Source organism: Streptomyces sp. NPDC008092 (assembly GCF_042957285.1).
In the GTDB taxonomy this organism is placed as follows: domain Bacteria; phylum Actinomycetota; class Actinomycetes; order Streptomycetales; family Streptomycetaceae; genus Streptomyces.
The window spans coordinates 225517-250375 of record NZ_JBIBHY010000004.1 but is presented as its reverse complement, the minus strand read 5'-3'; the positions used below and the strand labels follow the sequence as shown (position 1 = coordinate 250375).

The following is a 24859-nucleotide window of genomic DNA, read 5'->3' as shown; positions in this document are numbered from 1 at the left end:
CGACCTCGTACGTCACCGCTGAGTAATCCAGTGATCACCATCTCTTTCCTGTTGTCCGGAACATGATCTTTGGTTCCGTTTTCTGCATTCAACAGGTGATTTTTCGGTATTGGTCACACGCTTTCAACGAGAATTCAGGCGTTTTTCAGGGCCGGCGTCGAGCATGTTCGGCGATCCCATGCAGGCCGACAGAAGGAACAGCCTTGAGAATTCGTACCTTCGTGACCACGACCGCGATCGTCGGCGCGAGCCTTTTCGGTGCGGGTGCGCCGAGTGCGATGGCAGAGGACGGCGTCGCCACCACCGGCCCGGTGGGCACCAGCGGCGACGGGGTGTCCGAATCCCCCACGGTCGTGAACGGAGAAGCCGCGGCCTCGGCCGACGGCATAGCCGCGATTCTCTGGGACAGCGCCGACGCGGGCACCGGCCGGGGCAATCTGCTGTGCACCGGCTCGATCATCGCAGAACGCTGGATCCTCACGGCGAAGCACTGCTTCGCCAACACCAGCGTGGGACAGGACGCCTCCAAGATTCAGGTCCGGGTCAAGAGCACGCAGTACAACGAGGGCGGCGGCGTCATCCAGGTGGACGACATCAAGTGGCGCACCAACCACGACATCGCCCTGCTCCACCTCACCCGTGACGCCAACTCCGAACATGTACGCCTGGCGGGCGCAAGCCCCGAGGAAGGCACCACCAACTACATCTTCGGCTGGGGGTCGCAGAGCAAGATCGGCGGCGCACCGTCGAAGAGCCTCAAGCGGGCGACGATCACCGTCAACGACATCGAAAGTACCGACATCCTCGGCGAGGGACGCGGTATCAAGAGCTCCAAGGGCAACGGCATGGCCTGCTCCGGCGACTCGGGCGGCCCGCAGTTCAAGCTGGTCGACGGGCTGCGCTACCAGGTCGGCGTGACCTCCGGTGTCACCTACCGGACGAGCGACAACGTCTGCATCGGCCCGATGTGGTCCTCGACGGTGCCCACGAGCCTTGACTGGATCAAGGGCGTCGCCGGCCTCTAGCACCCGATCCGCCGGCCGGACCCGGCCGGTGAACCGGCCGGCCTCTGCAGCGGCCCGGGCGCCTCCCGCCCCGGGCCGCCGCGCCACGCCCACCTCGAACCGCAAAGAGGAGCTCCATGTCCCGCAGGTCGTCTCTCCGGCATGCCCTCGCCGTCGCCGTGACCCTGATCGCCGTACTGGTCGCCTCGGCGAACGCCGCTCCCGCTGCGGAGGAACCGGCCGCGGCCGCGATCACGACCGGCGCCGTCTTCAACGACCCGCAGGGCACCGCGGCGGAACAACAGGCGATCGTCAGCCATGTCAAGAGCCTGGTCCGGCAGGCGCCCGCCGAGGCACGGGTCCGGATCGCCCTCTACGTCGTCACCGACATGGACTTCGTGAACGAACTCATCGCCGCGAGCGCACGGGGCGTGCACGTCCGGATCGTGCTCGACTCGACCGACCAGAACGACCCGGCGTACGCCAGGCTGGTGTCGGCGCTGGGCGGCGATCGCGCCGCGAACTCATGGGTCAAGCGATGCGCGAACCGCGCGTGTGTCGGCAACGCCGGAACCCCGCGCATGCACAACAAGTTCTTCCTTTTCTCCCGCGCCGGGGACGGGGACGACGTAGTCGTGCAGTCCTCCGCCAACCTGACCGCCCACAACACCCAGGACTACTGGAACAACGCGGTCACCGTGGTCGGCAACACCGGCCTTTACACGGCTTACGTCGACTACTTCGCCGACTTGGCCGCGTCGCCGGACCGGGAGACCGACGACTACTACCGGATGACAACCTCGGGTGACGTCAAGTCGTACTTCTTCCCGCGCGCCGGCAGCGGCGACTCCACGGACACCGTCGTCGAGATCCTCGACAACGTCACCTGCGAGGGCAACACCACCGTCGGCACGCCCACCGGCCGCACGGTGATCAGGATCGGGGCCTGGGACCTCACCAGGGAAGGCATCGCGAAGAAACTGCGGAGTCTCGCTGACGAGAACTGCTGGATCGACGTCGTCTACCGGCACATGAGTTCCGGCAGTGCCGCGGATCTCTCCGGCCACGACCGCATCAAGCTCTACGAGCTGAACCAGGCTGACGGAGACCTCATCCACTCCAAGTACCTGCTCGTGGAGGGCACTTACGCGAGCCAGAAGGACACCAAGTGGGTGTTCACCGGCAGCCCCAACTACGACGAATCGTCGCTCCGTGAAAACGACGAGGCACTGCTGCGCATCAAGAGCGCGGGCATCCACGACCAGTACAAGAACAACTTCGTGTCCATGCGCACAGTAGTCCGCGGCTACTGAGCCATGGCGACCGGTCGCGGCAGCCGGTCCCGGCGGCCGGTCGCGGATCGCTGTCCGGGGTGTGGACCGACGCGCGACGCACGGTCCCGTTCGCGTAGATTGCCGGGCGGGCAGCCGTACCTACGCGAGGGGACACACAGCACGTGGCAAGGGCAAGGCAGGCCGTGAGCGAGGCCCGCAGGATCGTCGTCAAGGTGGGCTCCTCCTCGCTGACCACCGCCTCCGGCGGCCTGGACGCCGACCGTGTCGACGCGCTCGTCGACGCCCTCGCCAAGAGCCGCAGCGGCGGGGAGAAGGAGATCGTCCTCGTCTCCTCCGGCGCCATCGCCGCCGGACTCGCCCCGCTCGGCCTGCGCCGCCGCCCCCGGGACCTGGCCCGCCAGCAGGCCGCCGCCAGCGTCGGCCAGGGCCTGCTCGTCGCCCGCTACACCGCCTCCTTCGCCCGCTACGGCGTCCGCGTCGGACAGGTCCTGCTCACCTCCGACGACATGAGCCGCCGCGCCCACCACCGCAACGCCTCCCGCACCCTCGACAAGCTGCTCGCGATGGGCGCGCTGCCGGTCGTCAACGAGAACGACACCGTCGCCACCGACGAGATCCGCTTCGGCGACAACGACCGCCTCGCCGCCCTCGTCGCCCACCTCGTCCACGCCGACCTGCTGGTCCTCCTCTCCGACGTCGACGGCGTCTACGACGGCGACCCCAGCAGGCCCGGCACCTCGCGGATAGCGGAGGTGACGGGCCCCGAGGACCTCGCGGGCGTCGAGATCGGCAGCGCCGGCAAGGCGGGCGTCGGCACCGGCGGGATGGTCACCAAGGTCGAGGCCGCCCGGATCGCCGCCGCCGCGGGCATCCCGGTGGTCCTCACGAGCGCCGTGCACGCCGCCGACGCGCTCTCCGGCAGCGACACCGGCACCTACTTCCACCCCACCGGCAAACGGTCCGCAGACCGCCTCCTGTGGCTCCAGCACGCCTCCACCCCCCAGGGCTCGCTCACCCTCGACGACGGCGCCGTCCGCGCGGTCGTCGAGGGCCGCAAGTCGCTGCTGCCGGCCGGGATCGCCGCGGTGGAGGGCGAGTTCGGCGCCGGCGACCCGGTCGAGCTGCGCGACACCGAAGGCCGCGCGGTGGCCCGCGGGCTCGTCAGCTTCGACGCCAAGGAGATCCCCCAGCTGATCGGGCGTTCGACCAGGGAGCTGGCACGCGAACTGGGTCCCGCTTACGAACGCGAGGTCGTACACAGGGACGACCTGGTGATCCTGCACCCGTAAAACGGGGCGTAACGACGGACCCCGGTGGGGGACGTTCCGTAAAACCGCCACACGAACCCTTGCGGCCTGCTCAACTTTGTCTCAGGACCACGTTCCGCACGAGCACAGCTGAAGGAGGCCGTCGTGAGACGAGTGCGCCCTGGGGCTGCGGCCTCCCGCGGTGCTCTGACGAGCGTCGCGGCCGGGGACACCTACGAGGAGCCGAAGGACCTGCCCCGCCTGTGGCACGTCACCCTCAGCGTCTGCGGTGCCGAGGTCCCCCTGCCGGAACTGCGCCGCGGACTCGAACAGCTGGCCCACGACCACCCCTTCCTCCTCACCAGCCGCTATGCCTGCGACCACGCCGAGATCCGCTACTGGGAAGAGGCCCGCGACCTCCACGACGCCGCCGCCGTCGCCCTGCGCCTGTGGGGCGAGCACCGCCAGACCGCCGGTCTGCCGGCCTGGGAGATCGTCGGTCTCGAGGTCATCGACCGCGCCACCTACCACCAGCGCGTCGCCGAGGGCTACGGCCCGCCGCCCGCGACACCGGTCGGCATCCACCCCTTCTGAACCCTCCACCCCTTCTGAACCCACCGACTCCTCCGGACCCTCCGGCCCGTCCGGCGCCTCCTCTGCCGCCGGCCGGTATTCACCCGTTTTGATCCATGTCTCGCGGTGTGGGATGACGCGTGGACGGCCCGCCGGGGCGCACTACCCTTCCCTCATGACCACGCTCTCGCCGTACGACGCCATGTCCCCGGTCACCCAGGCCGCCTACCGCGCCAAGGCCGCCGCCGCCGACCTCGCGCCGCTCCCGCGGGCCGTGAAGGACGACGCGCTGCTCGCCGTGGCGGACGCCCTGGAAGTCCGTACGAGTGAGATCGTCGAGGCCAACGCCAAGGACATCGCCAAGGCCCGCGAGAACGGCACCAGCGAGGCGATCATCGACCGCCTCACCCTCACCCCGGAGCGGGTCCGCGCCATCGCCTCCGACGTCCGCGACGTGGCGAAGCTGCCCGACCCGGTCGGCGAGGTCGTCCGCGGCTCCACCCTCCCCAACGGCATCGACCTGCGCCAGGTCCGCGTCCCGCTCGGCGTCGTCGGCATCATCTACGAGGCCCGCCCGAACGTCACCGTCGACGCCGCCGCCCTCTGCCTGAAGTCCGGCAACGCGGTCCTGCTGCGCGGTTCCGCCTCCGCCCACGCCTCCAACACCGCCCTCGTCCGCGTCCTGCGCGACGCCGTCGGCGGCGCCGGGCTGCCCGCCGACGCCGTCCAGCTGGTGCCCGGCGAGGGCCGCGAGTCCGTCCACGAGCTGATGCGCGCCCGCGGCCTCGTCGACGTCCTCATCCCGCGCGGCGGCGCCTCCCTCATCCAGACCGTCGTCATGGAGTCCAAGGTCCCGGTCATCGAGACCGGCACCGGCAACTGCCACGTCTACGTCGACGCCCACGCCGACATCGACATGGCCGTCGACATCCTGATCAACTCCAAGGCGCACCGGGTCAGCGTCTGCAACGCCGCCGAGACCCTCCTCGTCCACCAGGACATCGCCGCCGAGTTCCTGCCGCGCGCCCTGGACGCCCTCGCCGAGGCCGGCGTCACCGTGCACGCCGACGAACGCGTCCTCGCCTACGCCGCGGACTCCAAGGCGACCGTCGTCGAGGCGGTTCCGGAGGACTGGGAGACCGAGTACCTGTCGTACGACATCGCCGCCGCCGTCGTCGACTCCCTCGACCGGGCCGTCGAGCACATCCGGCTGTGGACCTCCGGGCACACCGAGGCCATCGTCACCACCTCCCAGCAGGCCGCCCGCCGCTTCACCCAGCTGGTCGACTCGACCACGGTCGCCGTGAACGCCTCCACCCGTTTCACCGACGGCGGCCAGTTCGGCTTCGGCGCCGAGATCGGCATCTCCACCCAGAAGCTGCACGCCCGCGGCCCCATGGGCCTGCCGGAGCTGACCAGCACCAAGTACATCGTCACCGGCGACGGCCACATCCGCCGTTGACACCCGTACGGCCCAACCGCGCATTCCGTACGGCGTGCGGGCGCGCGGCAGGGCGTACGCGACCCCGGCCCGGCGTGAGAGGCGTCTCACCGGGCCTATGAATTTCCATACCGTCTGCCCAAATTGACCCCCCAGGTCTACTCTGGATCCGTGCCGGAGGACGTGGGGGGCACGCCGTTCCCTGACGGCTGGGAGCCCGACGACGACCATGACCACGGAAAGTCGGACGAAGAGTTCGACGCCGTGGTCTTCGACGAGGCCTTCGTGAAGGCGGCCGTGGTCCACGAGCCGACCGCCGTCGAACGCCTCCTTGCCGCCGCCCAGGCCAGAGCCGAGGCCTCCGAGGCCGAGGCCCGCCGCGCCCACACCAGAGGCGAGCGCTACGACGACGGCTACGGCCCCGACGGCCCCGAGTTCGGGCACGCCGGCGAACTCGACGACCTGGACGACACCGACGTACTGGAGGACCGGTACGGCGCCGCCGGGACGTACGGCAAACACGTCCGCTGGCACCGTCCGGTCGCCTGGGTGCTCGCCCTCGTCATGGGCATCGGCATGGTCGCGCTCGCCTTCGCCGCGGTCTACCGCAGCGCCTCCTCGGGCGGCAGCCGCGACCAGGTGCCCAGGCCCCCCTCCACCGGCCAGGAACAGGGCACCGCGGCGGCACCCTCCGTGTCCGCCGACTACTCCCAGTCCGCCAAGCCGGCGGTCTCCGTGGTCCCGCGCACCCCCTGACCGGCCGCGGCCGCGCTGGTGGCAGACCTGGTGAGAACCTGTCAGAAGTTGTCGTGTAGCAGGGCGTTTACCTGAGGCTCCCGAGACCTACTCTGAAAGTATGGGCGGGCCAGGAGACCCACCTGAGGGGACACCCGAGGGCGCCCCCGTGGGTGGCGAGGACGAGTACCGATCCGTCGTCTTCGACGAATCGTTCGTCCGCGCTGCCCGCCTCCAGGAGTCCTCCGCACGCGAACGCATGACCGACCACGCGCCCGCCGTGCGCCGCCGCCCGCCCCTGCGCCGGGGCCTCACCCGGCAGGCCCTGGTCCTTGTCGTACTGATCCTCGTCGCCTTCGGCACCGCGATCTACATGGGCGTCCGCCACCCCTACGGCACCGACGAGGCCCAGCAGCCCGTCGAACCCCTGCGGATGACCGTCATCCCGCTCTCCCCGCAGGGCAAGGTGCCCGGCGCCGCCGACGCCGAGACGCTGTTCGCGCGCAGCCCCGCCGCGCACTACGAGGTGGGCGCCGAGGGGATACCGCTGCCGGCCGCCCGGAGCACCGCGCACTTCTCCGACAGCCAGGTCGTCACTGCCCTGACCACGGCCAAGGACTACCTCGTCCGCTCCTCGCTCTACCCCGAGGTCCTCGACAGCAGCGAGGTGCGGCCCACGCGGGCGCTGCTCGACCCCGGTCAGCTCGACCAGTTCGACCAGAGCGTCGACCACCCGGCGGCGGACGGCCGGCACGCCCCCACCGGATGGCTGGTCCGCTTCGACCCCACCCGCGCCGAACTCGCCGACCCGAGGATCCGCGTCCAGGGCAACCTGACGGCCACCGAGGCCGACCCGGCCACCCTGGAGGTCACCGCCGACCACACCTTCGTCTACGCGCTGCGGCCCACCGGCGCCGCGGCCGGCGCCCAGGCCTCCCTGTTCACCGTGCGCCGCCAGCTGACCTTCCGCTTCGACCGGGACGACCTGCGGCTGCACCAGGCCCAGCTGGTCGTCTCCTACGTCCAGGCGGGCCCCCTGTCCTGCGCCGAGGACGCCGCCGACCACCTGCACCCCCTGCTGGCCGGGCAGACGGCCAAGGCGGGCGGCCCCGCGGGCACGAACCCGTTCGCCACGGACAGCGCCACCGCCCTGTGCGGGACGCTGGCCACCGCGGCCGAACCGAAGGTCTGAGCGGCCACCGAACCGGACATCCGCTGAGCCGGACATCCGCTGAGCCGGACATCCGCCGAACCGGTCGTTCGGCGAGAGGGCGAGGCCCCGGCTACGCCTCGCCGTCCTCCGGGGGAGTGTCCGCGGGCGGTGCGTCCTTCGGCGGGGGCGCGCTCGTGAACCCGTCGAAGCCGCGCCTCACCCGGCCGCCCAGGTTTCCTGCCCCGCCCGCGAAGTCCGAGACCAGCTTCATCAGCGGGTCCTTGGAGCTCTTCACGTCACTGGCGTAGCTCGCCGCGGACTCCTTGAACGAGTCGCCGACCGAGGTGTCCTTGTCCTCGGTGCGCCGCGGGTAGTGACCGTCCATGATCCGCTGGTAGTCACGGGACTCGGCCCACTTCTTCAGCTCGGCCGCGCGGACCGTGGTGAAGGGATGCGAGCGCGGCAGCACGTTCAGGATCTTCAGGACCGAGTCGCGCAGGTCGCCGCCCGCCTCGTACTCCTCGGCCTGCTGCAGGAACGCGTCCACGTTCATCTCGTGCAGGTGGTTGCCGCCCGCGATCTTCATCAGCCCGCGCATCGAGGCGCGCAGATCCTGGCCCACCAGCAGTCCGGCCCGGTCGGCGGACAGCTCCGACTTGCGGAACCACTCCCGCAGGGCCGTCACGATCGCCAGGATCGCCAGGTTGCCCAGCGGGATCCAGGCGACCTTGAGCGCGAGGCTGGTCAGGAACAGCAGGATCGTCCGGTACACCGAGTGCCCGGACAGCGCGTGCCCCACCTCGTGGCCGACGACCGCCCGCATCTCCTCCTCGTCGAGGAGCTCCACCAGACCCGTGGTCACCACGATGATCGGCTCGTCCAGGCCGATGCACATCGCGTTCGGCTGCGGGTCCTGCGTCACGTACATCGGCGGGACCTTCTCCAGGTCCAGGATGTAGCAGGCGTCCCGCAACATGTCGTTCAGGTGGGTGAACTGCTGGTCGGACACCCGGACCGAGTCGGACAGGAACAGCAGCCTGAGGCTCCGCTCCGGAAGCAGCCCGCTGAGCGCCTTGAAGACCGCGTCGAAGCCGCTGAGCCTGCGCAGCGCCACCAGGGCCGAACGGTCCGCCGGATGCTCGTACGCACGCGAGGAGATCCCCGGGAACCGCTTGCGCTGCCTGCTCGGCACGCGCTCGTGCCCGTTCCGCTCGTCGCCGTCGTCGGACATGTCATCCCCCATGTGCGTGAGTGTCTGCCGTGCCCCCGGGGCAGGGCCCAGCCTAGGCGGAGATACCGTGGACGGGCAGTACAGCCGAAGGAGTCCTCATGGAGCACCACCCCCCGGCCGCCTGGCTCACCCAGGCCGCGAGCGCCGCCCAGCACCAGGGCTCGGGCGATCTGCTCCGGGTCGTCATCGTCGTCATGTTCGTCGGCTGCGCACTGACCGCCTGGTTCCTGCTGCGCGGGTACAAACAGAAGGACGACTGAGCCGCCGGGATCGTTCCCCGATGGAGGAGTCGGCGTGATCGCCGCCGGGGCGCCCGCATACGATGAGCCGACATCTTTATCCCGTCCACACGCGATAGGTCCTGCCGCAGATGATGAATCTCCACAGCGCCGCTGCCCAGTTGGTCACCCTCGCCGCAGAGGGCGAGGAGCACGGCGGCAACCACAACAGCCTCAACCCGGCCGTCACCGGCGGCAGCGCCTTCGTCATCCTGCTGCTCCTGCTGTGGATCACCACCCGCTTCAACCGCGACCGCTGAGCCGGACACCGAGCCCGGCACCGGTCCTCCGGGCGGGGCCCACGGGCCGGGCCGGTAGGGTCTGCACGCATGGGAGAGCAGGACATGCCTACCGGTCCGGCAGATGACGAGGCCGACGACATGGTGACACGGCCGCGGTACACACCGGCGGGCCCCGCGCACACCGGCAAACGCCGCCTCGGGGTCATGGGCGGAACGTTCGACCCGATCCACCACGGGCACCTCGTGGCGGCCAGCGAGGTCGCCGCCCAGTTCCACCTCGACGAGGTGGTCTTCGTGCCCACCGGGCAGCCGTGGCAGAAGACCGCCCGCGCCGTCTCGCCGGCCGAGGACCGCTATCTGATGACGGTCATCGCGACCGCGGAGAACCCGCAGTTCTCCGTCAGCCGTATCGACATCGACCGCGGCGGCCCCACCTACACCGTCGACACCCTGCGCGACCTGCGCGCCCTCAACCCCGACACCGACCTGTTCTTCATCACCGGCGCCGACGCGCTCGGCCAGATCCTCACCTGGCGGGACTCGGAGGAACTCTTCTCCCTGGCCCACTTCATCGGCTGCACCCGGCCCGGGCACCACCTGACCGACCGCGGTCTCCCGGAGGGCGGCGTCTCGCTGGTGGAGGTTCCCGCGCTCGCCATCTCCTCCACAGACTGCCGTGCGAGAGTCGCGAAGAGCGACCCCATCTGGTACATGGTGCCGGACGGAGTCGTGCGCTACATCGACAAGCGCGAGCTGTACCGCGGCGAGTGAGCCGAGAGGGGCACCGGTGAACGACCGATACGACGCGGGCTACGGAAGCGACCAGTACGAACTCGTCGGCTACGACGAGTACGGGCAGCCGGTGTACCGCCAGATCCCCGCGCAACAACAGCAGACGTACGACCCGTACGCGGGGCAGGGGCAGGGGCAGGGGCAGGGGCAGGGGCAGGGCTACGGCTACGGTCCGTACGCCGGCGGCGGGCAGCAGGCCGCGCCCTCGTACGACACCGGGCAGCAGGCCCCCGTCCACGACACCGGCGGGCAGCCGGTCACGCCCCCGTACGACCCGTACGGCACCGGCGGCCACGCCGCCTACGACCCCTACGGGCAGGCCGCCACCAGCGGCCGGCAGCCCCGGGTCGCCGAGCAGACCGCGCACATCCCGCAGCAGGCCGGACCGCCCGACCACGCCGTCGGTCCCCGGCAGGACGACGACGAACGGGACTACCACACCGGCCAGTTCGCCTTCGTCGAACAGCCCGACGGTGACTCCGAGGACGTCATCGACTGGCTGAACTTCACCGAGAACCGCACCGAGCGCCGCGAGGAGGCCAAGCGCCGCGCCCGCAGCCGGATGGTCGCCCTGGTCGTCGTCCTCGCCCTGGTCGCCGCCGGCGGCGTCGGCTACCTCTGGTACGCCGGAAAGATCCCCGGTCTGTCCTCCTCCGCCGCCAAGGGCTCCACGACGACCTCGGCGGCCGCCCAGAAACGCGACGTGGTCGTCGTCCACCTGCACAACACCGGTGGCGGCGGCACCTCGACCGTGCTGCTCGTCGACAACACCACCACCAAGCAGGGCAGCACCGTCCTGCTGCCCAACTCCCTCGCCCTCACCGACGACGACGGCACCACCACGACCCTCGCCAAGTCCGTCGACGGCGACGGCTCCTCCGGCACCCGCGACCAGCTCGACACCGTCCTGGGCACCAGCATCGAGGGCACCTGGCGCCTGGACACCCCCTACCTGCAGAACCTCGTCGATCTCGTCGGCAACATCGACATCGACACCAACGCCGACGTGCCCGACCCGGACGCCAAGAAGAAGGGCGAGGAGCCCCTGGTCAACCAGGGCAAGGACCAGACCCTCGGGGGCAAGGCCGCCGTCGCCTACGCCACCTACCGCGCCTCCGGCGAAGCCCAGAACGCCCAGCTGGAGCGGTTCGGACAGGTCATGCAGGGCGTGCTGCGCAAGCTGTCCTCCGACGCCTCCGCCGCGACGACCACCGTGCAGACCCTCGCGCAGATCCTCGACCCGTCCCTCACCGACAAGGACCTCGGCACCTTCCTCGCCAAGCTCGCCGACCTCGCCAAGGACGGCGACTACAAGACGGCCCTGCTGCCCGTCCAGACCGACGGCACCCTCAGCGCCGAGACCAGCTCCAGCGTCGTCAAGGACATCCTCGGCGGCACCGCCAAGAGCCCGTCGGCCGGCTCCGCGGTGCGCGTCTCCGTCCAGAACGCCACCGGCGTCAAGGACGACACCGAGAAGGCCCGCGTGGTCCTCGTCAACGGCGGCTACACCTTCCTGGAAGGCGGTACGGCCTCCGGTACGCAGGCCACCTCCAAGGTGCTGTACTCCGACGCCGCCGACAAGGAGAACGCCACCGAGGTCGCCAAGACCCTCGGCCTCGCCGCCGGCACCGTCCGGAAGGGCGCGGTCGGCTCCGGCGCGGACGTCTCGGTCGTCCTCGGACAGGACTACAAGCCGTCCTCCTCCTGAGGCGGCCCCTCGCACCCCACGTGACCCGGTAATCACGTGGGGTGCGCCCGGCGGTACGTGAGACCCTTGAGGTCAAACGACCGCCGACGGAAAGCCATGCAGTGACCGCAACCGACCGTTCCCACGAGCTCATCACCGCCGCCGCCCAGGCGGCCGCCGACAAGCTCGCCCACGACGTCATCGCCTACGACGTCAGCGACGTCCTGTCGATCACGGACGCCTTCCTGCTGGCCTCCGCGCCCAACGACCGCCAGGTCAAGTCGATCGTCGACGAGATCGAGGAACGCCTCCAGAAAGAACTGGGCGCCAAGCCGGTCCGCCGCGAGGGCGACCGCGAGGCCCGCTGGATCCTGCTCGACTACGTCGACATCGTCGTCCACGTCCAGCACAGCGAGGAGCGCGTCTTCTACGCCCTGGAGCGGCTGTGGAAGGACTGCCCCGAGATCGAGCTGCCCGCCGACGCCAAGGCCACCCGCGGCAAGGCGGCGGAGCACGCCAGGCTGCAGGCCGCCGAGGACTCCGGCGAGCCGGGCGGGGACTGGTGATGAGCGCCACGGGCGAGGTGACCGACCACAGGGGCCGCGGCCGCCGCGTCATCCTGTGGCGGCACGGCCAGACCGCCTGGAACGTGGAGCGCCGCTTCCAGGGCTCCACCGACGTCGAGCTCACCGAGACCGGCATCGGCCAGGCCCGCCGCGCGGCCCGCCTGCTCGCCTCCCTCGGCCCGGACACGATCGTCTCCTCCGACCTGCGACGGGCCGCCGACACGGCCGCCCAGCTCGCCGCCCTCACCGGCCTCGACGTGATCCGCGACGAGGGACTGCGGGAGACCTACGCGGGCGTCTGGCAGGGCCTCACCCACGAGGAGATCATCGCCCGCCACGGCGACGAGTACGCCGCCTGGAAGCGCGGTGAGCCGGTCCGCCGCGGCGGCGGCGAACTGGAGACCGAGGTCGCCGACCGGGCCGCCCCCGTCGTGCTCCGGCACGCCGACAAGCTCCCCGAGGACGGCACCCTCGTGGTCGTCAGCCACGGCGGCACCATCCGCACCACCATCGGCCGCCTCCTCGGCCTGGAGTCCCAGCACTGGGAGAGCCTCGGCGGTCTCACCAACTGCTGCTGGTCCGTGCTCGGCGAAGGCGCCCGCGGCTGGCGGCTCCTGGAACACAACGCCGGCACCCTCCCGGAGCCGGTCCTCGGCGACGACGACTGAGGAACCTGCGGCCACCCGGCCTGCCCGGAGCCCGGATTTCACTTTCCGGCAGGTCGCAGGCTAAAGTTCTTCTTGTTCAGCCCGCCGAGCGGAAAGACGGGAAGAACGCACGGGGCTATAGCTCAGTTGGTAGAGCGCCTGCATGGCATGCAGGAGGTCAGGAGTTCAATTCTCCTTAGCTCCACAGATCGACACTCCACACACTGTCGAGTTGTCAAAGATCGGTGATGGGAATCCCGTCCTCTTCAGAGGGCGGGATTTCTCGTGTTCCACTCCCGGAGGATCTCGGTGGCCTCCTCCTCCGTCACCGGCCACAGCCGCTGCCTGCGCTCCCGCAGCAACGCCACCCGCTCCCGCGTCCGTTCGTCCTCCGGCGTGTAGACCACGATCCGCGCCTCCGGCATCCCGTCGACCGACAGCGACTGCGACGTCATCCGCAGCTCGCCCACCGCCTCGTGACGGAACGTCTTCACCCGCGGCCCCGGCTGCGCCACCGCCCCGCTCGCCCACAACCGGGCGAAGTACGGACTGGCCTGGGACAGCGCCCGTATGAAGTCCTCCCAGGCCGGCTCGCCGACATGTCTGCCGTAGCAGGAACGCAGGGTCGCCACCATCACCGGCAGCTCACGCTGCAGGTGCACCACCGGGGAGGCCTCCTCCGCGACCGTGAACAGCGTCCACAGCACGTTCGGCACGCCGATCCGCACCGTCTCCGGTACCAGGAACAGGTCCCGGTAGGCGGCGTTGGTGGCCAGCACGTCGTAGCGCGAGGTGTACACCACCGCCATCAGCGGGTCGAGCGCGTCGATGATGCCCTGCACCTCCGCCCCGACCGACCGGGACAGCCCCTCCGGCACCGGGGCGAACGGCACCTCCGCCAGCCGGTACAGATGCTCCCGCTCCGGCAGGTCCAGCATCAGCGTCCGCGCCACCGCGTCCAGCACCTGCGCCGACGCGTTGATCGGCCGGCCCTGCTCCAGCCACGTGTACCAGGTCACGCCCACCCCCGAGAGCTGGGCGACCTCCTCCCGCCGCAGCCCCGGCGTACGCCGCCGCAGCCCCGGTGGCATCCCGACGTCCGCCGGCTGCACCCGGGCCCGCCTGCTGCGCAGGAACGCGGCCAGCTCCGGCCTGCGGCGGTGTGCTGTCGTCGCCATCGTCACGTCCCCCGTCGTCACTCGTCCATCGTCGGCCCGGCCACCGTCCCCTGCCAGGTGCTGCCACTACCAGCATCGGCGGGCTCTCGGCACCCGTACCGGCCCGCCGCCACGCTCGGACGCATGACGACCACATCCCGGACGGGACCGGGTCCCGCACCCGCTCCGACCCCTGCGAAAAGTGAAGCACCCGGCACTGACAACCGGCCCCGGCTGCTCCTCGCCGTCGTCCTCGCGGCCCTGTTCATGGCCGTGCTGGACGTCTTCATCGTGAACGTCGCGGCCCCCACCATGGGTTCCGAACTCCACGCCTCCGGCGCCGACTTGCAACTGGTCGTGGCCGGCTACGCCATCACCTACTCGGTGCTGCTGATCACCGGCGCCCGGCTCGGCGACCGGCTCGGCCATGGCCGGGTCCACCTCGCCGGCCTCGCCCTGTTCACCTCGGCGTCGCTCGCCTGCGGCCTGGCCCAGGGAGCCACCGAGCTGATCGTGTTCCGGCTGGTGCAGGGCGCCGGATCGGCGGTGATGATCCCGCAGGTCCTCAGCATCATCCAGCGCGCCTTCACCGGCGAGGCCCGCATACGGGCGCTCGGCGCCTACTCCGCGGTCCTCGCGGTCGGCGCCGCCGCCGGACAGATCATCGGCGGCGTCCTGGTCAGCGCCGACCTGTTCGGCACCGGCTGGCGGCCGGTGTTCCTCGTCAACGTGCCCGTCGGCGCCGTACTCCTCGTCCTCGGCCGGCGCGTCCTGCCGCGCGGCGGCGGAGCCGGCCCCGAGCGGGCACGCGGCCTGGACCTGCCCGGCCTGGTCCTGCTGGGGGCCGCCGTGTCGCTGCTGACGGTTCCGCTGGTGCTCGGCCAGGAGGAGGACTGGCCGCTGTGGTCCTGGCTGTCCCTGGCCGCCGCCGTGCTCCTGTTCGCCCTGTTCTGCGGGTACGAGGCCAGGCTGGCCCGGCGCGGCGGCGCCCCGATCGTCGCACCCCGGGTGCTGCGCCACCCCGGCATGGGCCTGGCCGTCCTGCGCATCCTCGCCGTCATGGCCGTCAACGCCGGATTCCTCTTCACCCTCACCCTGCACGTCCAGCGCGGCCTCGGCTACAGCGCGCTGCGCGCCGGTCTCACCTTCGCGCCGACCGCCGTCGTCTTCGGCGCGGTCGCCCTCACCTGGCGCAGGTGTCCGGCCGCCTGGCAGCGGGCGCTGACCCCGGCCGGGTTCGTGCTCACCGCCCTGGGCGTGGCCGGTGTCGGGCTGGCCTTCCACGGGGGCGGCGACGGGGGCGCGCAGCTGTACGTGGCGTACGCGGGCGTGGGCGCGGGGCTCGCGCTCGCGTTCAGTCCCACACTCACCGGCGCGCTTGCAACCGTGCGCCCCGAGGACGCCGCGGACGCCAGCGGACTCCTCGCGACCGTCACCCAGCTCGGTCAGCTCATAGGGGTCGCCGCGTTCGGCACACTGTTCTTGAACCGGCTTGAGTCAGTTGGGGGCCCGCAGGCGTATACCTCTGCGGAGGCGCTGTCAGCCTGCGCATGGGCGCTCGCCGCGACGGCGGCCGCGGGTGCCGTGTCCGGACTGGTACTGAGGCGTCGCTGACCGTATTGGTCCGGCCGTGGCAGAATCAAACGGCCGGAAGGGGGCGCGGCCCGACGGGAGGAGTAGCGATGCCTGCGAGCATCCTTGAGGAGGGCGGCCACCTCCTCGGTGCGGCGTTGATACGGGGCACGATCACCCGGCTGCTCTGCCCTTCCTGCGGTTCCGCGCATGTCGCCCAAGTACTCGGCGACAACGGCGGGATCTCCTACGTGTGCACGGCCTGCGGCCACAGCTGGAGCTGATCGATGGGTGCACACAGGCGGAAGTGCGACTGGTGCGGGAGCGGTACCCCCATCGTCCGCGACATGGAGCCGATCAATCCCGACTACCAGTACTGGTGCGAGGAATGCGCGCGAGCGCTGATCATAAAAGGCGACCCGATCGAGACCTACCGTGAGCTGGAGGGCGAGCCGATCTACGGACGGCTCCTCGAAGAGCACTGCACGCTCAAGCGGTTCTATTCGTTCGTCACGGCCTGACCGGGGCCCGGCCTCGGCAACGATGTCCGGGCCAGCGCGAGGAACAGCACCCCGGTGACCGTGTAGAGCGCGGACAGCGTCAAGGCGACGGCGTTCTGGTGCAGTTCGGGCCGCCCGTGCCCGTGTGGCACCCACCACAGGGCGTACGAGCAGAAGACCAGCAGCGTGCCCGCGGCCACCGTCCGGTGCCCGCGGGTCCACAGCAGCAGCACCACGGGCACGCACCACACCCAGTGGTGCGACCACGACACCGGGCTGATCAGCAGCGCGGTCACCGCGCAGACGGCCACCGCCCAGGCCCGTCGGCCGCGCAACTCCGCCGTCACCGCCACCGCGAGCCCCAGGACGGCCGTCAGGGCCGCCGCGGCGGCCCACAGGGCTCCCGGGTCGGGAGTGTGCAGCAGACGCGCCAGAACGCCGCGCAGGGCCTGATTCGCGGTCTCCTCGGCCTGCCCCACCCGTCCCGTCCGGAACACCATCCCGGTCCAGAACCGCCACGAGTCGTACGGCAGGACGGCCGACGCCAGCGCGGTCGCCCCCGCGAAGACGGCGGCCGCCCCGCGCGCGTGCCGCAGCCACGGGCCGCCGTCCCGTCCGGCGCGGCGCGCGGCCAGGCCGCTGGCGAGCAGGAACACCGCGAACAGGGCGGGGGTCAGCTTGACCGCCGCCGCGAGCCCGACCCCCACCCCCGCCCAGCGGTCCGGGCGTTCGGCGGGACGACGTGACAGATCCCACAGCACCAGTACGGCCAGCAGCAGGTTGACCTGCCCGTAGCGCACGGTCGTCCACACCGGCTCGCACCACACCGCCGCCGCCGCGACCCACAGGACGTGCTCCACGCGCGCGTGCCCGACGAGCCGCAGCGACAGCCCGACGAACACCAGCAGCAGGGCCAGGTTCCCGGCCGTCGCCAGTGTGCGCATGCTCGTGACGTCCAGCAGCGTCAGCGGGACGAACAGCAGCGCCGCGAACGGAGGATAGGTGGACGGCAGATGGGCCGCCGTCGTACGCAGCGCGTAGAGATCGCCGCCCGCGCGGACGGTCGCCCCCTCCGCCCGGTAGACCATCAGGTCGATCATCGACACGTGCGCGGCCCGCTGGGCCACCCAGAACGCCGTGAACGACAGGAGGCACGCCCCCAGGGCCACCGGCGTCCGGCGCCGGGTCTCGGAGAGCGCGATCACGGTCACGAAGTCCGACACTAGCCTCCGTATCCGTACAGAACGGAAACGATTTGGTGGTGCACCCCTGCGACCGTGTAATGTTGGCGTCGCCGCCGGGGAAACCGGGCGGACCAAAACACGGGGCTATAGCTCAGTTGGTAGAGCGCCTGCATGGCATGCAGGAGGTCAGGAGTTCAATTCTCCTTAGCTCCACAGAAGTCGAAGGCGGATCATCCGAACGGATGGTCCGCCTTCTTCGTTGTCCCGGTCGGCATTGTCCCGAAAGAACGCGGAGACCCTGTCCGCGGGAACCTCCCGCGCAGGCAGGGTCTCCGCATACGTGGGGCGGGCCACCCTGACCGGGTGACCCGCCCCACATGCGTGCCGTGAAGGGTGCCGATCAGCGCCCCAGCGCCCGTCGGCCGCGCCCCTGCGAGAGAACCGGCAGGTTCTTGGCCGGCGCCTGCGAGCGGGTGTCCTCCTCCAGACGCAGGGCGAGCGCCGGGCAGCGGCGCACCGCGCGCAGCGCCTTGGCCTCCGCGAACCGGGGCACCTTCGCCTGCGCGACCGTCGGGAACCCGTCCGCGCCCAGCTCGAAGACCTCCGGGAGGATGTCCGCGCACAGACCGTGGCCCCGGCACAGCGTCCAGTCGACGTAGATCTTCTGGCGGCTGCCGGCGCCGTTGTCCTCGGGCTCTCCGCCGCCCGGGATGCCGGACGGCATCTTGCCGTCCTCGAAGAGCGGCAGAACGCCCTCCACGGGCCGTCCGCAGCCGTTTCCGAGAACGTGCGCGGCGAGGTCGTCGGTGAACGCCTTGATCGTCGATTCGAGGAACATCGCGGAGCCGTCCGGGTGCGAGCACGCCCCGCGCCGCTTCACGTTCTTCGCGACCTGCTTGAGCGCCTCCAGGGCGGCCGGTCCGCCGCCGTTGAGGATGTCCTCCATGCCGCGCGCGGCCGCCGGCAGACCGAGGTAGCAGGGACCGCACTGTCCCGCGCTCTCCTCCGCCAGCCACTGGGCGACCCGCAGCGACTCACCCAGCGGGCAGGTCTCCTGCGTGATCGGCAGGATGGCGCCGGCGCCCAGCGCACCGCCCACCGCGTCGAGCGAGTTGCGCGAGACGATCGCCTCGTTGACCGTGGCCGCGTCGATCCACTTGCCGTGGTAGCCGCCGGTCAGCACACCCTGCGGCACCGGCGGGGCGCCGGCCAGCTGCAGGACGTAACGCAGCGGCACACCGGTGGGGACCTCGATCACCATGGGGCGGGCGACCGCGCCGGAGACCGTCAGCATGACGGTGCCCGGCTCGTCGTACAGACCGGTGTTGCCGTAGCGCTCCGGGCCGATACGCGCGGCGATCGCCAGCTGCGCGAACGTCTCCGCGTTCGACAGCAGCGTGGGCGCGCCGCCGACACCGTTCTGCGAGGCACTGGTCTTGCGGCCGGGCGGGATCGCCGGGCCGCCGTCGATCGAGCGGATCAGTGACGCGGCGGCGCCGGTGACCATACGGACCGGGTTGCGCTGGACGAACGCCTTCAGCGCCGAACGCCGGCCGTTGCTCAGACCGCGCTCGGCGAGCGCCTGCTCCATGGAGCGCTGTGTGGACTCCCGGGTGACCCCCACCACGAGCGTGCGGGCACCCAGCGCCTCGGCGCACAGCAGCGCGCCGTCCAGGATCAGATGCGGGGCACGGTTGATCAGCACCGTGTCCTTGCGGCAGGCCGGCTCGTCCTCACTGCCGTTGACGACGACGACGGGCCGTACGCCGCGCTTGATCGCGGCCTCGGCGACCGAGCGCAGCTTCTTGTGGAAGGGGAAGCCCGCGCCGCCGCGGCCCTTCAGGTTGATGCGTTCGGAGAGCTGCGCGAGCTGCTCTCCGCCCAGGGGTTCGAGCGGCCCGTGCACCTTGAGGTGCATGGGCAGATCGAGTCTTTCGACAAGGTCGAAGCCCGACGTGAGCTGCGGAAGGCCGACCACGCGGACTTCTGGGACGTCGGGCAGGGCCTCGTTCACCTATAGCCTCCGGAAGGCGTGTTCCAAGGTTCGCCCGAACCCGGGGCGTCGAAGGACGCACCGGGCGGTGGTTCGTTGGCGGGACCGCTGTTGTACGTGTCATTCGAGTTGTACGTCCCGTACCGGGCATTCGTCTCACCCGTGTCGTACACATCACGTCCGCCCGTGCCGCCGGCGCCCGGATTGCCATAGGCCGGGATGTTGTATCCGGTGTCCTGCATCGGGTCGTACGCCGACCGGGGTGCCTCGCCGACCGGCGGCGGCGACGGGATCGGCCAGCTGCCCGAGGTGCTGGACGGGCCGTCCATGCGCGGGTTGGCCTGCGTGGCCTGCATGTCGAGGCGTTCCATGCGCGCGGTCTGGCCGGCCGCGAACGGCGACTGGGGCTGGCCGGGTGCGGCCGTCGCCCGGTAGGCGGCGGCGAAGCCGGACGCCGGATCGGGGCCGGGTGCGGCGGCCGCCCCGGACGGGAACAGCGGGTTCGGCTGCGAGGCAGCAGTGTCGGCGCGCGAAGACCTCGGCTCGCGCTCGCGCAGGGTCTCGTAGCCCGGCAGCCCGGACTCGCCCACCCGGGCGCGGCTGGCGTCCAGATCGTCCAGCTCCGGACGCTCCGAAGTACCGAGGACGGAGACGAGACGGTCGGCGACCCTCCGCTTGAACGGCCGCGGGGCGGCGCGCAGCGCCAGCGCAGCCATCACGCCGATCAGGCACAGGTCGTACGAGATCATGAAGAACGGCTTCGCCGCGCGGCCCGCGTACAGGCCGTGGATCAGTGCGGCGCACCAGGCCGGGTAGGCCAGCATGTGCATGGCCCGCCAGCGGGCCGCGACGACGGCCGGGGCGGCGAAGTTGCTGCGCAGGGCGCCGGTGACGCCCACGAAGATCATCAGCAGTCCGGCCAGCGAACCGAGCCCGATCAGGCCGGCGCTTCCGGTGATGCCGAGCGAGAACGGAATGATCGCGGCGATCACCACGGTGTGATCCAGTGCGATCTTCGTGACGATGTGCACCAGCAGGAACGCGATCGAGGCGACCGCGGTCGTCCGGTGCACCGCCTGGCCGACGATCCGCTGGCGGGTGTTGAGGAAGATGCGGTCCTGTGCGATCAGACCCCAGATCACCGAGCAGCTCAGCGAGACGAGCGAGAGCACGCCCGCGCCGAAGTTCAGGAACGATTGGAACTGGCTGCCTCCGGTCAGCACAACCACGGGTATGAGCAACAGGACGACAGCGGACGCCACCCCCCAGGCCGACCGGCCTGGCTTGGGAAGCGAGCTGTTACTACGACGAGGGTTCATGGGGGCAACTCCGAGCAGTTCGGGAAAGCGGTCCCGGTGCCGCAGCCTAAGTGGCGCCATACCGATCAGTACGAGGTTTGAGTTATTGCGTTGTTATCAAAGAGCGATGCAGCCCTTGTGATGTCCCTTAGCGGACGTTACGCGAAGTAAATTTTGAACCTGGTTCAACTCTCGTCCCGATGGTCGCCTCAGACACACGTGTCAACCATTGATACGCAAGCGCGTCGCAGCTTGCTCAAGCGCTGCGGTACCCTGACGCCATGCGTGCCGTACGCCTTCTGCTTAGCGGGCCGCGCTGATCAGTCCCGACCGCCGTATGAACGGCTGGTCGGCATCGGCGCGGCGTCCCCTCCTGTGCGAGGGGATTTTTCGTTTCTAGAAAGTTCGCAGCCGCTGGCAGAGACGACCGATGGAGCTTTGAGGATCATGAGCGAGACGAACCCCGCTGCCGCCGCCACGTCGGCGGAGGCCGCGCCGCACCGCTACACGGCCGCCCTGGCGGCCGAGATCGAGGCACGCTGGCAGGACTTCTGGGACGCCGAAGGCACCTACGCGGCGCCGAACCCCACGGGTGACCTGGCCGGTGACCCGGAGGTGGCCGCCCGGCCCAAGAAGTTCATCATGGACATGTTCCCCTACCCGTCCGGTGCGGGCCTGCACGTAGGCCACCCCCTGGGCTACATCGCCACCGACGTCTTCGCCCGCTTCCAGCGGATGAACGGCCACAACGTCCTGCACACCCTGGGCTTCGACGCCTTCGGCCTGCCCGCCGAGCAGTACGCCGTGCAGACCGGCACGCACCCGCGCGTGTCCACCGAGGCCAACATCGAGAACATGAAGGTCCAGCTGCGCCGGCTGGGCCTGGGCCACGACAAGCGCCGGTCGTTCGCCACGATCGACCCGGACTACTACAAGTGGACCCAGTGGATCTTCCTGCAGATCTTCAACTCCTGGTACGACGACGAGGCGGACAAGGCGCGCCCGATCTCCGAGCTGATCGCCCAGTTCGAGTCCGGTGAGCGAGCCGTACCGGGCCACACGCGCGCGTGGAACGAGCTGACCGCCATCGAGCGCGCCGACGTCCTGGGCGAGTTCCGCCTGGCCTACGCCTCCGACGCGCCGGTCAACTGGTGCCCCGGCCTGGGCACCGTGCTGGCCAACGAGGAGGTCACCGCCGACGGCCGCTCCGAGCGCGGCAACTTCCCCGTCTTCAAGGCCAAGCTGCGCCAGTGGAACATGCGCATCACCGCCTACGCCGACCGGCTGCTGGACGACCTGAACGAGCTGGACTGGCCCGAGGCCATCAAGCTGCAGCAGCGCAACTGGATCGGCCGCAGCGAGGGCGCCCGCGTCGACTTCCCGATCGACGGCGAGAAGATCACCGTCTTCACCACGCGCCCGGACACCCTGTTCGGCGCGACGTACATGGTGCTGGCCCCCGAGCACCCGCTGGTCGACCGGTTCGTTCCGGAGGCCTGGCCCGAGGGCACCCACGACGTGTGGACCGGGGGTCATGCGACCCCCGCCGACGCCGTCGCCGCGTACCGTGCGCAGGCCGGCGCCAAGTCCGACGTGGAACGGCAGGCCGAGGCCAAGGACAAGACCGGTGTGTTCACCGGCGCGTACGCGACCAACCCGGTCAACGGCGACAAGATCCCGGTGTTCATCGCCGACTACGTGCTGATGGGCTACGGCACCGGCGCGATCATGGCCGTACCGGCGGGCGACCAGCGCGACTTCGAGTTCGCGCGCGCCTTCGAGCTGCCGATCGTCTGCATCGTCGAGCCGACCGACGGCCGCGGTACCGACACGTCGACGTGGGAGGACGCCTTCGCCTCGTACGACGCGAAGATCGTCAACTCCTCCAACGACGACATCAGGCTGGACGGTCTGCCGGTCGCCGAGGCCAAGGCCCGTATCACCGAGTGGCTGGCCCGCAAGGGCATCGGCCAGGGCACCGTCAACTTCCGGCTGCGCGACTGGCTGTTCAGCCGCCAGCGCTACTGGGGTGAGCCCTTCCCGATCGTCTACGACGAGGACGGCGTCGCCCACGCGCTGCCCGACTCGATGCTGCCGCTGGAACTGCCGGAGGTGGACGACTACTCGCCGCGCACCTTCGACCCGGAGGACGCGGACACCCAGCCCGAGACCCCGCTGTCGCGCGACGAGGACTGGGTCAACGTCACCCTGGACCTGGGCGACGGGCCGAAGAAGTACCGCCGTGAGACCAACACCATGCCCAACTGGGCCGGTTCCTGCTGGTACGAGCTGCGCTACCTGGACCCCCACAACAGCGAGCAGCTGGTCGACCCGCAGATCGAGCAGTACTGGATGGGTCCGCGCGAAGGCATGCCGCACGGCGGTGTCGACCTGTACGTCGGCGGCGCCGAGCACGCCGTGCTGCACCTGCTGTACGCCCGTTTCTGGTCGAAGGTCCTGTACGACCTGGGGCACGTCTCGTCCGCCGAGCCGTTCCACAAACTGTTCAACCAGGGCATGATCCAGGCCTACGTCTACCGCGACGGCCGCGGCTTCCCGGTACCCGCCGCCGAGGTCGAGGAACTGGGCGGCGAGTACTACTACCAGGGCGAGAAGGTCACCCGTCTGCTGGGCAAGATGGGCAAGTCCCTGAAGAACGCCGTCACTCCGGACGAGATCTGTGCCGAGTACGGCGCCGACACCCTGCGCCTGTACGAGATGGCGATGGGCCCGCTGGACGTGTCCCGGCCGTGGGACACGCGCGCGGTGGTCGGCCAGTTCCGGCTGCTGCAGCGGCTGTGGCGCAACATCGTCGACGAGGCCACCGGCGAGGTCACCGTCACCGACGCCGAGGCGGACGAGGAGACGCTGCGCGCCCTGCACAAGGCGATCGACGGCGTCCGCCAGGACCTGGAGGGGCTGCGCTTCAACACGGCCATCGCCAAGGTCACCGAGCTGAACAACCACCTGACGAAGGCGGGCGGCGCGCTGCCGCGGCAGGTCGCCGCACCTCTGGTGCTGATGATCGCACCGCTGGCCCCGCACATCGCCGAGGAGCTGTGGCGCAAGCTGGGCCACACGGACTCGGTCGTGCACCGGGACTTCCCGGTCGCCGACCCGGAGTACGTCGTCGACGAGACCGTGACCTGCGTCGTGCAGATCAAGGGCAAGGTCAAGGCCCGCCTGGAAGTGTCGCCGGCCATCTCCGAGGAGGAGCTGGAGAAGGCCGCGCTGGCCGACGAGCTGGTCGTGAGGGCACTGGGCGGGGCCGGGATCCGCAAGGTGATCGTCCGCGCGCCGAAGCTGGTGAACATCGTCACGGCCTGACGCCGTCGGCCATCTCCGGGTGGTCCCCTACGGGCAGGTTCGGGGTTCTTCCGGAACTCCGGGCCTGCCCTTTGCGTTTACCGTTGAGGGGCACGGCCACCCATGCCGTGCCCGGAGACGGCCGGGTGGTGGGCAGCGAGGAGGAGCACCGTGGAAACAGTGATCGCCGTATTCGCCCTGCTGTTCCTGCTCTTCGTCGCCGGTGGGGCGTACGTCACGTTCAAGGCGGTCGGTGCCGCCAAGCGCGGCGTGGACCGGACGATCACCCAGGCCCGGCGCACGGTCGAGGAGCACACGCTGCGCGCCAAGTCCATGGTCCAGATCGGCCCGGCGGGCGAGATCGCCCAGCTCCGGCTCGCACTGCGCACCTCGATGCGGGCCACTCAGGACGCGCTGCACGCGGGCGTCGCCGAGGACGAGTCGCTGAAGGAGTCCCTCGGTCTCTTCCAGCGCCTCAGCGCCCACGGGCAGGAACTGGACGGCGAACTCAGGCGCCTGGAGGCCGAACCGGACCGGGCCACGCTCGCCACCCGCCTGCCCGAGCTGCGCCGCCGCACCGAGCGCATCACCGAGTCCGCGGACGCGCTGCGCTGGGCGGCCCGCGACCGGGCCCGCCGCTTCGCCGACGACGATCTGGACACCCTGAGCACCCAGATCGGCGTCGAGGCGGACGCCCTGCGGCACTGGACCCGGCCGGACCCGGCCGGGCAGACCCCGCCCTGGCCCGAGGCCGCCGCCGGCCCCGACGACCGGCAGACCTGGCCCGAGCAACCCCGGTCGGCCGCGGCCGAGGAGCCGGTGCAGCCCGCGATCACCCCGCCCGGCAGGCCTCGGGCCTACCCCTGGCAGAAGAAGCCCCGGCCGGAGAGCACCACTTGATCCGGCCGGTCCCGGTCCGGGCGGCCGGGGGCGGGCTGCCGCACCCGGGCTACGCCAG

At 70.7% G+C, this 24859-nt stretch carries 23 protein-coding genes and 2 tRNA genes; 20 read left to right on the top strand and 5 right to left on the bottom strand.

Annotated elements, in window-relative coordinates:
- Window positions 1-203 precede the first annotated feature (203 nt).
- From ACFZB3_RS14160 to ACFZB3_RS14130, 7 genes are all read left to right on the top strand, one after another.
- Window positions 204-1025 (top strand): trypsin-like serine protease, encoded by an 822-nt coding sequence (locus tag ACFZB3_RS14160; RefSeq protein WP_391374628.1) that lies wholly within the window; start codon window positions 204-206, stop codon window positions 1023-1025.
- 116 nt (window positions 1026-1141) lie between these two features.
- On the top strand, window positions 1142-2317 hold the full coding sequence (locus tag ACFZB3_RS14155; protein ID WP_391374625.1) for a phospholipase D-like domain-containing protein: 1176 nt from the start codon (window positions 1142-1144) through the stop codon (window positions 2315-2317).
- A gap of 164 nt (window positions 2318-2481) precedes the next feature.
- Window positions 2482-3588: a glutamate 5-kinase gene (gene proB, locus ACFZB3_RS14150; RefSeq protein ID WP_391375773.1), complete on the top strand. Its 1107-nt coding sequence runs from the start codon at window positions 2482-2484 to the stop codon at window positions 3586-3588.
- Between the two features lie 123 nt (window positions 3589-3711).
- Window positions 3712-4140 carry a hypothetical protein gene (locus ACFZB3_RS14145; RefSeq protein WP_293995677.1) on the top strand — a complete coding sequence of 143 codons (429 nt, stop codon included), beginning with the start codon at window positions 3712-3714 and terminating at the stop codon, window positions 4138-4140.
- A gap of 154 nt (window positions 4141-4294) precedes the next feature.
- The gene (locus ACFZB3_RS14140; protein WP_391374622.1) at window positions 4295-5581 is read left to right on the top strand and encodes a glutamate-5-semialdehyde dehydrogenase; all 1287 of its coding nucleotides are present in this window, start codon (window positions 4295-4297) and stop codon (window positions 5579-5581) included.
- 123 nt (window positions 5582-5704) lie between these two features.
- The gene (locus ACFZB3_RS14135) at window positions 5705-6316 is read left to right on the top strand and encodes a hypothetical protein (RefSeq protein WP_391374619.1); all 612 of its coding nucleotides are present in this window, start codon (window positions 5705-5707) and stop codon (window positions 6314-6316) included.
- Window positions 6317-6416: 100 nt separating this feature from the next.
- Window positions 6417-7487: a hypothetical protein gene (locus ACFZB3_RS14130; RefSeq protein WP_391374617.1), complete on the top strand. Its 1071-nt coding sequence runs from the start codon at window positions 6417-6419 to the stop codon at window positions 7485-7487.
- 91 nt (window positions 7488-7578) lie between these two features.
- On the opposite strand, the gene ACFZB3_RS14125 is transcribed toward ACFZB3_RS14130, so the two are convergent.
- Window positions 7579-8679, bottom strand: coding sequence for a M48 family metalloprotease (locus tag ACFZB3_RS14125; RefSeq protein WP_391375771.1), 1101 nt, complete (start codon window positions 8677-8679; stop codon window positions 7579-7581).
- A gap of 98 nt (window positions 8680-8777) precedes the next feature.
- Here ACFZB3_RS14125 and ACFZB3_RS14120 point away from each other — a divergent pair, with 98 nt between their 5' ends.
- From ACFZB3_RS14120 to ACFZB3_RS14090, 7 genes are all read left to right on the top strand, one after another.
- Window positions 8778-8939 carry a hypothetical protein gene (locus ACFZB3_RS14120; protein WP_217549548.1) on the top strand — a complete coding sequence of 54 codons (162 nt, stop codon included), beginning with the start codon at window positions 8778-8780 and terminating at the stop codon, window positions 8937-8939.
- Between the two features lie 110 nt (window positions 8940-9049).
- Window positions 9050-9217, top strand: coding sequence for a hypothetical protein (locus ACFZB3_RS14115; protein WP_167450157.1), 168 nt, complete (start codon window positions 9050-9052; stop codon window positions 9215-9217).
- A 69-nt stretch (window positions 9218-9286) separates the two neighbouring features.
- Window positions 9287-9970, top strand: coding sequence for a nicotinate-nucleotide adenylyltransferase (gene nadD / locus ACFZB3_RS14110; protein WP_391374613.1), 684 nt, complete (start codon window positions 9287-9289; stop codon window positions 9968-9970).
- A gap of 16 nt (window positions 9971-9986) precedes the next feature.
- A complete protein-coding gene (locus ACFZB3_RS14105; RefSeq protein WP_391374610.1) occupies window positions 9987-11699 on the top strand; it encodes a LytR C-terminal domain-containing protein in 1713 nt (570 codons plus the stop codon).
- Between the two features lie 101 nt (window positions 11700-11800).
- Complete coding sequence (gene rsfS / locus ACFZB3_RS14100; RefSeq protein ID WP_391374608.1) at window positions 11801-12244, top strand: ribosome silencing factor; 444 nt, start codon at window positions 11801-11803, stop codon at window positions 12242-12244.
- The gene (locus ACFZB3_RS14095; RefSeq protein ID WP_391374605.1) at window positions 12244-12912 is read left to right on the top strand and encodes a histidine phosphatase family protein; all 669 of its coding nucleotides are present in this window, start codon (window positions 12244-12246) and stop codon (window positions 12910-12912) included. The genes rsfS and ACFZB3_RS14095 overlap by 1 nt, the downstream gene beginning before the upstream one ends.
- A 111-nt stretch (window positions 12913-13023) precedes the next feature.
- Window positions 13024-13096 (top strand) — tRNA-Ala (locus ACFZB3_RS14090).
- 61 nt (window positions 13097-13157) lie between these two features.
- Here ACFZB3_RS14090 and ACFZB3_RS14085 read toward each other — a convergent pair.
- Entirely contained in the window at window positions 13158-14069 is a 912-nt protein-coding gene (locus ACFZB3_RS14085; protein WP_391375768.1) for a helix-turn-helix domain-containing protein, read from the bottom strand.
- A 123-nt stretch (window positions 14070-14192) separates the two neighbouring features.
- Between ACFZB3_RS14085 and ACFZB3_RS14080 the strand changes: the two genes are divergently transcribed.
- The 3 genes from ACFZB3_RS14080 to ACFZB3_RS14070 all read left to right on the top strand — a co-directional run bounded on the left by ACFZB3_RS14080 (window position 14193) and on the right by ACFZB3_RS14070 (window position 16141).
- The gene (locus ACFZB3_RS14080) at window positions 14193-15662 is read left to right on the top strand and encodes an MFS transporter (RefSeq protein ID WP_391374603.1); all 1470 of its coding nucleotides are present in this window, start codon (window positions 14193-14195) and stop codon (window positions 15660-15662) included.
- Between the two features lie 68 nt (window positions 15663-15730).
- Window positions 15731-15904: a hypothetical protein gene (locus ACFZB3_RS14075; protein ID WP_391374601.1), complete on the top strand. Its 174-nt coding sequence runs from the start codon at window positions 15731-15733 to the stop codon at window positions 15902-15904.
- Window positions 15905-15907: 3 nt separating this feature from the next.
- On the top strand, window positions 15908-16141 hold the full coding sequence (locus tag ACFZB3_RS14070; protein WP_006136074.1) for a hypothetical protein: 234 nt from the start codon (window positions 15908-15910) through the stop codon (window positions 16139-16141).
- On the opposite strand, the gene ACFZB3_RS14065 is transcribed toward ACFZB3_RS14070, so the two are convergent.
- Window positions 16120-17331: a glycosyltransferase 87 family protein gene (locus tag ACFZB3_RS14065; protein WP_391374598.1), complete on the bottom strand. Its 1212-nt coding sequence runs from the start codon at window positions 17329-17331 to the stop codon at window positions 16120-16122. The genes ACFZB3_RS14070 and ACFZB3_RS14065 overlap by 22 nt on opposite strands.
- Window positions 17332-17444: 113 nt before the next feature.
- Here ACFZB3_RS14065 and ACFZB3_RS14060 point away from each other — a divergent pair.
- A tRNA-Ala gene (locus ACFZB3_RS14060) sits at window positions 17445-17517 on the top strand.
- Window positions 17518-17704: 187 nt separating this feature from the next.
- Here ACFZB3_RS14060 and ACFZB3_RS14055 read toward each other — a convergent pair.
- Both ACFZB3_RS14055 and ACFZB3_RS14050 read right to left on the bottom strand, forming a co-directional pair.
- Window positions 17705-19318: an NADH-ubiquinone oxidoreductase-F iron-sulfur binding region domain-containing protein gene (locus ACFZB3_RS14055; RefSeq protein ID WP_391374595.1), complete on the bottom strand. Its 1614-nt coding sequence runs from the start codon at window positions 19316-19318 to the stop codon at window positions 17705-17707.
- Window positions 19315-20616 carry a cytochrome b/b6 domain-containing protein gene (locus ACFZB3_RS14050; RefSeq protein ID WP_391375765.1) on the bottom strand — a complete coding sequence of 434 codons (1302 nt, stop codon included), beginning with the start codon at window positions 20614-20616 and terminating at the stop codon, window positions 19315-19317. The genes ACFZB3_RS14055 and ACFZB3_RS14050 overlap by 4 nt, the downstream gene beginning before the upstream one ends.
- A 426-nt stretch (window positions 20617-21042) precedes the next feature.
- Here ACFZB3_RS14050 and leuS point away from each other — a divergent pair, with 426 nt between their 5' ends.
- Window positions 21043-23922: a leucine--tRNA ligase gene (gene leuS, locus ACFZB3_RS14045; RefSeq protein ID WP_391374592.1), complete on the top strand. Its 2880-nt coding sequence runs from the start codon at window positions 21043-21045 to the stop codon at window positions 23920-23922.
- Window positions 23923-24072: 150 nt separating this feature from the next.
- Window positions 24073-24801, top strand: a complete 729-nt coding sequence (locus ACFZB3_RS14040) for a hypothetical protein (protein ID WP_391374589.1) — start codon at window positions 24073-24075, stop codon at window positions 24799-24801.
- The last annotated feature ends 58 nt before the right edge of the window (window positions 24802-24859 follow it).